Source organism: Brevibacterium sp. Mu109 (genome assembly GCF_900169375.1).
Lineage (GTDB): Bacteria > Actinomycetota > Actinomycetes > Actinomycetales > Brevibacteriaceae > Brevibacterium > Brevibacterium yomogidense_A.
Genome location: NZ_FXZF01000112.1, coordinates 1 through 1,129 on the forward strand (window position 1 = coordinate 1; position 1,129 = coordinate 1,129).

General features: G+C 64.5%; 1 protein-coding gene. It reads right to left on the reverse strand.

What is annotated here, in order from left to right:
• On the reverse strand, window positions 1-991 hold a 991-nt coding region (locus BSP109_RS16735), incomplete at its 3' end, for an integrase core domain-containing protein (RefSeq protein ID WP_257944764.1).
• Window positions 992-1,129 lie beyond the last annotated feature (138 nt).

Genomic DNA, 1,129 nt, shown 5'->3' on the forward strand with positions numbered 1-1,129 from the left:
ACAGCGGCGCGGGAACCGGCGTCGCAGCCGGGGTCGAGGACTGCTCGAGGGGTGCGGGTACGGGCATCTCGACAGCTGTGGGTGGTGGTCGGGGCGAGTCAGCGATCGGGGTGGTGTCCCACGCCTGCTGCGGCGTGATCCGTCCGGGCAGTCCCTGATGCGGTCGCTGCGTGTTGTAGATGATGTCGAACTCATCGACGAGACCCTGCAGCACCCGCACGGAGTCGGCTATCGGTTGTTTGTCGAGCCAGCGGAAGAGTGTCTGGTGGAAGCGTTCGTTCTTGCCCTGGGTCGTCGGCTTGTACGGTTTTCCCGTGATCGTCTCGACTCCCAGACTCGTGGCGCGTGTGACGAGTCTTCCGGTCCAGCCGCGGCGTGAGGGGTTCATCGCCACCCCGTTGTCCGTCAGCAGCCGTTGCGGTACCCCGTATGCGCGTACGCCCTTGTTGAAGACGGCCACTGCGGCACGGCTGGTCTCACCACCAGCGACAATCGAGGCAACAGCGAGACGTGAGTGGTCGTCTTGGAGTTGGAAGATCACGCATTTGCGGCCGCGGGTCAGGACGTACTCGGTGGCATCGAGCTGCCAGCACGCGTTCGGTGCGGGGTAGACGAAGCGTCGCCATGCCGCTCGCGGCTTCTTGCGTGGTTGCAGGCGAGCTACGTCTCGTTCGCGGAAGGTCCTGGCCAGAGCAGCGATCGAGGGGGTGCCCAGGCCCATGCTGTGCATCCGGTCATGCACGCTGATCGGGCCGTGGTCGAGTCCGGAGGCTTCCAAGGCCGCTCGTACCTCGATGGCCTGGTCCTTGAGCTTGTCGCTGATCCGGGATGGGGAGGAGTGCGGCTTCCGGGAGCGTGGTTGAAGCACCGCGGCTGGGCCCTCTTCACGAGCGCGGGCACGCAGAGCGTAGAACGTCTTGCGGGAGATGTCGTGCTCGGCGCAGAACGTGGAGACCGTTCCGCGGGGAGCATCTTCGGGCCATCGAGAGATAGCGAGGCGGACGCGGGGATCAACGGGTTCGTTTCTGCTCACCCCTCAATCACAGTCGGGAAGTGTCACCACCAAGACGCCCCACACTGTCACCGATGTCCTGATGCAGAACTGTCACCCATCTCTTGAGACATAACA